General features: G+C 69.2%; 4 protein-coding genes. 3 read left to right on the plus strand and 1 reads right to left on the minus strand.

The window, feature by feature from the left end:
- The coding region (locus A5646_RS25835; protein WP_197505293.1) for a glycoside hydrolase domain-containing protein at positions 1 to 755 on the plus strand (755 nt) is incomplete at its 5' end.
- A 4-nt stretch (positions 756 to 759) separates the two neighbouring features.
- On the opposite strand, the gene A5646_RS25840 is transcribed toward A5646_RS25835, so the two are convergent.
- Positions 760 to 3,135 carry a lysylphosphatidylglycerol synthase transmembrane domain-containing protein gene (locus A5646_RS25840; RefSeq protein WP_066877623.1) on the minus strand — a complete coding sequence of 792 codons (2,376 nt, stop codon included), beginning with the start codon at positions 3,133 to 3,135 and terminating at the stop codon, positions 760 to 762.
- 170 nt (positions 3,136 to 3,305) lie between these two features.
- Here A5646_RS25840 and A5646_RS25845 point away from each other — a divergent pair, with 170 nt between their 5' ends.
- Entirely contained in the window at positions 3,306 to 4,256 is a 951-nt protein-coding gene (locus A5646_RS25845) for a class I SAM-dependent methyltransferase (RefSeq protein ID WP_066877625.1), read from the plus strand.
- Positions 4,257 to 4,258: 2 nt separating this feature from the next.
- Complete coding sequence (locus A5646_RS25850; RefSeq protein WP_066877626.1) at positions 4,259 to 5,206, plus strand: class I SAM-dependent methyltransferase; 948 nt, start codon at positions 4,259 to 4,261, stop codon at positions 5,204 to 5,206.
- Positions 5,207 to 5,395 lie beyond the last annotated feature (189 nt).

Below are 5,395 nucleotides of genomic sequence, written 5' to 3' on the forward strand. Positions count from 1 at the left end.
ACATCGGTCAACCATGGAAGACCCAGCACGCCGTGGACCGGGTGCGCGGGCTGTTCGCCCCGACCGCCGACGGTGAGCCGGGCAACGACGACCTGGGCGCGTTGGCCAGCTGGTACGTGTGGGCGGCGCTGGGGCTGTACCCGGCCACCCCGGGAACGCCGATCCTCACCGTCGGCGCGCCGTTGTTCGACCGTGTCGAAATCGCGCTGCCGGCAAACAAATTCATCCGGATCTTCGCGCCGGGCGCCTCGGGACCGCACCACCTCAAATACATCAGCGGCCTGAGGGTCGACGGGCAGGCCACCGACCACACGTCGCTGCCCGAGTCGATCATCCGCACCGGCGGCACACTGGCGTACTCGCTGGCCGCCTATCCCGACAAGCATTGGGGCACAGCGCAATCCGATGCGCCGCCGTCGTTCGGGGCCGGCAGCTCGGCGGTGGCCGTCAACGTTGCTCAACCCGTCGTCACGATCGCGCCCGGGAGCACGGGCACCGTCACCCTTGATGCGCAACGCATGACCGACACCGCCGACGGTTACACCGTCGCGGGCACCTCCTCCGATGTCGGGATCGGCGTGCGGCCGGCATCGGGTCAATTCCGCGCCGACGGGTCGGCCAGCGTCACCGTTTCCATCTCGGTCGCACCGTCGGTGCCCGAGGACTTCTACCTGGCGTATTTGACCACCACCGTCGGCCGAAGCGTGCGCACCTCAACGGTTCTCGTGGTCGCACAGGCCGAATCCGAGAACTAGGTCCTCAGACCATCTCGTTTTTGGTCAGCCACCGCATCACCGGCCAGCCGACGAAGACCGGCAGCCAGCAGGTCAGCACCCGGTACAGCAGGACCGAGGGCACGCCGACCGCCGCCGGCACCCCGAACGCGGCCAGGCCACCGATCAGCGCCGCCTCGACGGCCCCGACACCGCCGGGCGTGGGAGCGGCAGAGGCCAACGTGCCGCCGACCATGGTGACCACCGTGACGGCGACGAAAGTCGTTCCGCCACCGAAGGCTTCGATGCTGGCCCACAGCGCCAGCGCCGCGCCGAGGGTGGTGCCCGCACAACCCAGCAGGATCAGGGCCAGCCGCCGCGGTTCGCGGGCCAGCTTGACCAGATCGGTCACCACCTCGTTCAGCTTCGGTCGCACCTCGGTCGCCAGCCACTTGCGCAGCGTGGGCACGAACAGGAACGCACCGACGATGCCCAGCGCGATCCCGGCGATCAGGTACAGCAGTGTCGCGCTCGGCACGAAATGCCGCAGGTTCATCGAGGCCCCGGCGGCGGCGCTGAACAGCACCAGCAGCGCCAGGTGGGCGATCACCTGTACCGACTGCTGCAGCGCCACCGCCGCGGTGGCCCGCATCGCCGACAAGCCGCTCTTTTGCAGGAACCGCGTGCTCAGCGCCAGACCGCCGACGCCCGCCGGGGTGGTGGTGGCGGCAAAGGTGTTGGCCACCTGCGCGATTGACAGCGTCCAGAAGTTCACCATGCCGTCGGCGCAGGCCCATAACGCGGCTGCCGCACCGACATACGTGAGCGCCGACACCAGCAGCCCCAGCAGCGCCCACGACCAGTTCGCCGTCCGCAGTTGGGAGAAGAACGTCGGTGCCGTGCTGATGAACGGGTAGGCGACGTAGACCAGCGCGCCGAAGAGCACCAGCTGCACGATCTGGCTGCGGGTGAACCTGGTGATGGTCGCAGGCTTGATCTGGTCGGCGCCGGTTTGGCGCTTGACCTCGGCCCGTGCGCCGGAGATGACGGTTCCAGAGTTTGGTATGGACCGCCGAATAAACCGCGGCACAGCGACTTTCGTGAGCCTGCGCGAAGCGGACAGGATGGTGTCCTTGCCGAACACCTCGATCGCCGCGCGCACCGCGGACTTCGGCTCGTACAGCGCGGATGTCGTCACCAGTAGCTGCGCGATGTCGGATTGCAGTTGGGCCTCGGTGGCCCCGTATTCGGCACTGCCGAACCCACCGAACATCACGGTGTCGTCCTCCACGGTGATGTGGTGGCTGCGCAGGTCACCGTGGGCGATCTGGCGGTCGTTGAGGACTTTCAGCGATTCCCACGGCCGGGCAACGGGAGTCGTCGTCGCGCATTCGTCGATGGGGGTGCCGAGCGGGCGCCGGTGCGAGTAAAGCATCCAGCCGCGGTCCAGCGGCGCGACCGCGACCGTCGCCGTGTTGGCCAGACCCGTGTTGCCGATGGCGATCGCCATCAGCGCGCGGTGTTCGACGGCGCGGCGCATGGAGGTCACCAGGGGCGCGGTTTCGGCGTCGCGCAGCTTCAGCTTTCCCCAGAGCTGGCGCAGCGCTCCGCCGCTGCGTTGATGCGGGCCGTACAACTCGATCAGCGCCGTGTCACCGAGATGTTCGCCCTCCGCCGAAAGGATCAGCGGGCCACGGCCGGCCGGCCGGACCACGGTGAGCCGCGTGACGGTGAAGCCCGCCTTGGCCAGGGCGCGCACCGCCGCGTCCAACGGCACCTCGAGCGCGGGCGTGCCGACGACGAGCACCACCAGCGCGCCCACCACCCACCCGACCGCCAGGCCCACCAACGAGCGCGCCGGGACGATGGCGCTGACCACCAGATGGATCGGAACGAAGGCCAGCAGCAGGGCCCACCACCAGTGCCGCCAGCGCGCCGGCAGCCAGGGCCCCGACACCGTCAGCACGGCCGCCAGCATCCCGATCCACCGCGGGTCGTCGAGGAACTGCGCCGGCAGCGTGGTCAGCCGGTCGAGGGCGTCGAAGTGCCACCGCGGCGCGGCGAGGCCGGTGCCGCTGATCGACAACAACACGATCGCGCTCAGCCCCGCGGTGGCGTAGGCGCCCAGCAGTTTCCACTGCCCGGCGACGATCAGGCCGATGAGGATCATGAACGGCAACGCCACGATCGCAAGGCCGTAGATCAGGTACGCCACGTCGGATTGGGTCGGCGACAAGACGCCGACGATCTGCGACACGGATCTCTCCAGCGCGATCCACTGCGGGCGGGTGATCACCGAGCCCGTGATCACCAGCGCCAGGAAGAGCAACGCCAGGATCAGCCGCAGGATGTCGTTGGTCCGCCGGGTCAACGGCTGCAGCAGGTTGCCGGAGACGATGATGTCGCGCCCGTCAACTCGCATGTATGAAGGATCCTTCGGCTTCGCTCGGCACCGCTGAGCCTTGCTTTCGGCCCGCGCAGTGGCCCGCCGACAAGTTAACGCAATACCCGGTTCGTTGACAGCTTCCACTCATCCGGCGCGCGTAGGGTCGGGTAGGTAGGCGTGTTAGCGAATTGGGGGCGGGTGGCGGCGTGGCCAGGACGGACGACGACAGCTGGGAGATCACCGAGAGCGTGGGCGCCACGGCGCTGGGCGTGGCGGCGGCCCGGGCCGCGGAGACCGAGAGCGAGAACCCGCTGATCAGCGATCCGTTCGCGCGGGTGTTCCTGCAGGCCGCGGGAGCGGGCGTGTGGGACTGGTTCGCGGCCCCCAACCTGCCCGCCCAGGTCGCCGAGATCGATCCGGACCTCAAGCCGCGGATGCAGGGGATGGTCGACTACATGGCCGCGCGGACGGCGTTCTTCGACAAGTTCTTCCTCGACGCGACCGGCGCGGGCGTGCGGCAGGTGGTGATCCTGGCGGCCGGGCTGGACTCGCGGGCGTGGCGGTTGCCCTGGCCGGACGGCACCACGGTGTACGAGTTGGACCAGCCGCGGGTGCTGGAGTTCAAGTCCGCGACGCTGCGCGACAAGGGCGCCGAGCCGACCTGCGAGCTGGTCAGCGTTCCCGTCGACCTGCGCCACGACTGGCCGTCCGCCTTGCAGGGCGCGGGATTTGACGCGCACGCGCCCAGCGTGTGGTCGGCCGAGGGGCTGTTGCCGTTTCTGCCGGCGACCGCCCAGGAGTTGTTGTTCGAGCGGGTACAGGCGCTCGGCACGCAAGGCAGCCGGATCGCCGTGGAGGCGCCAGGCCCCGACTTCCTCGACGAGGGCGCCCGCGACAGGCAGCGCCAGACCATGCAGCGGGTGCGCGACCTGATGGCCGAACTGGAGCCCGACCGCGACATTCCCGACGTGCAAGACCTGTGGTACTTCGAGGAACGCGAAGACGTGGCCGACTGGTTAGGTCGGCACGGCTGGGACGTGACGGTCACCCCGGCCCCCGAGCTGATGGCCGGGTACGACCGCAGGCCACCACAAGACATCGACGACGCCACACCACAGACGCTGTTCGTGTCTGCGCATCGGACGAGAGGAAACTGACTGTGCCCAGGACCGACAACGACAGCTGGGAGATCACCGAAAGCGTGGGGGCGACCGCGCTGGGGGTGGCCTCGGCCCGCGCGGCGGAGACCCGTAACGAAAACCCGTTGATCACGGACCCATTCGCGCAGGTTTTCCTGGACGCCGCCGGGGACGGCGTGTGGAACTGGCATTCCGCGGCGCAGTTGCCGGCCGAGGTCATCGAGGCCGAGCCGACGTTGCCGCTGCAGATGCAGTCGATGGTCGGCTATATGGCCTCGCGCACAGCGTTTTTCGACAGTTTCTTCCGCGAAGCGACCGGCGCAGGCATTCGCCAGGCGGTGATCCTGGCGGCCGGCCTGGACGCGCGGTCCTGGCGGTTGGCGTGGCCTGCGGGCACGACGGTCTACGAGCTCGACCAGACCAAGGTGCTGGACTTCAAGGCGGCCACGTTGGCCGAACATGGGGCGCAGCCCGCCTGTAATCGCGTCGCGGTGCCGGTGGACCTGCGCCAGGATTGGCCGGCCGCGTTGCGGCAGGCGGGTTTTGACGCCGACGCGCCCAGCGTCTGGTCGGCCGAGGGATTGATGCCGTATCTGCCGGCGGCCGCCCAAGAGCTGCTGTTCGAACGCATCCAGGGGCTGACCGCGCCGGGCAGCCGGGTGGCCGTGGAGGCCCTGGGTCCGAAGTTCCTCGACCCGCAGGCCCGCGCCAAGCGCCGCGAGCGGATGGATCGGATCCGCGGGCTGATGGCCGGCGTGGATCCGGATCGTGAGATACCCCGCACCGACGAGCTCTGGTATTTCGAGGAGCGCGAGGACGTCGGCGAATGGTTCGGCCGCCACGGCTGGGAGGTGACGGTCACCCCGGCCGACGAATTGATGGCCGGCTATGGGCGTGCGGCGCCCGAGGAGGTTCGCGACTACGTGCCCGGCAATCTGTTCGTCGCGGCGCAGCGCGCGGCGAGCTAGCGCCCATGTCCACGGCGGGGTAGGCGGTCCAGGCGCGAACGAATACCTCTGCGCCCCAGCGTTTTAGAGCACCGATGCGTTGCCGGTAAGGACCCGTCGTCCCTAGTTGTTTGGTGGTGGGTGGGGTTGGAAGGGTGTGTACCACCACCAGTCGGCGCGTTCGCCGATCGGTCCCGGACACGGCGCCGC

The sequence above is a fragment of the Mycobacterium sp. 1245499.0 genome (assembly GCF_001673615.1).
GTDB lineage: Bacteria > Actinomycetota > Actinomycetes > Mycobacteriales > Mycobacteriaceae > Mycobacterium > Mycobacterium europaeum_A.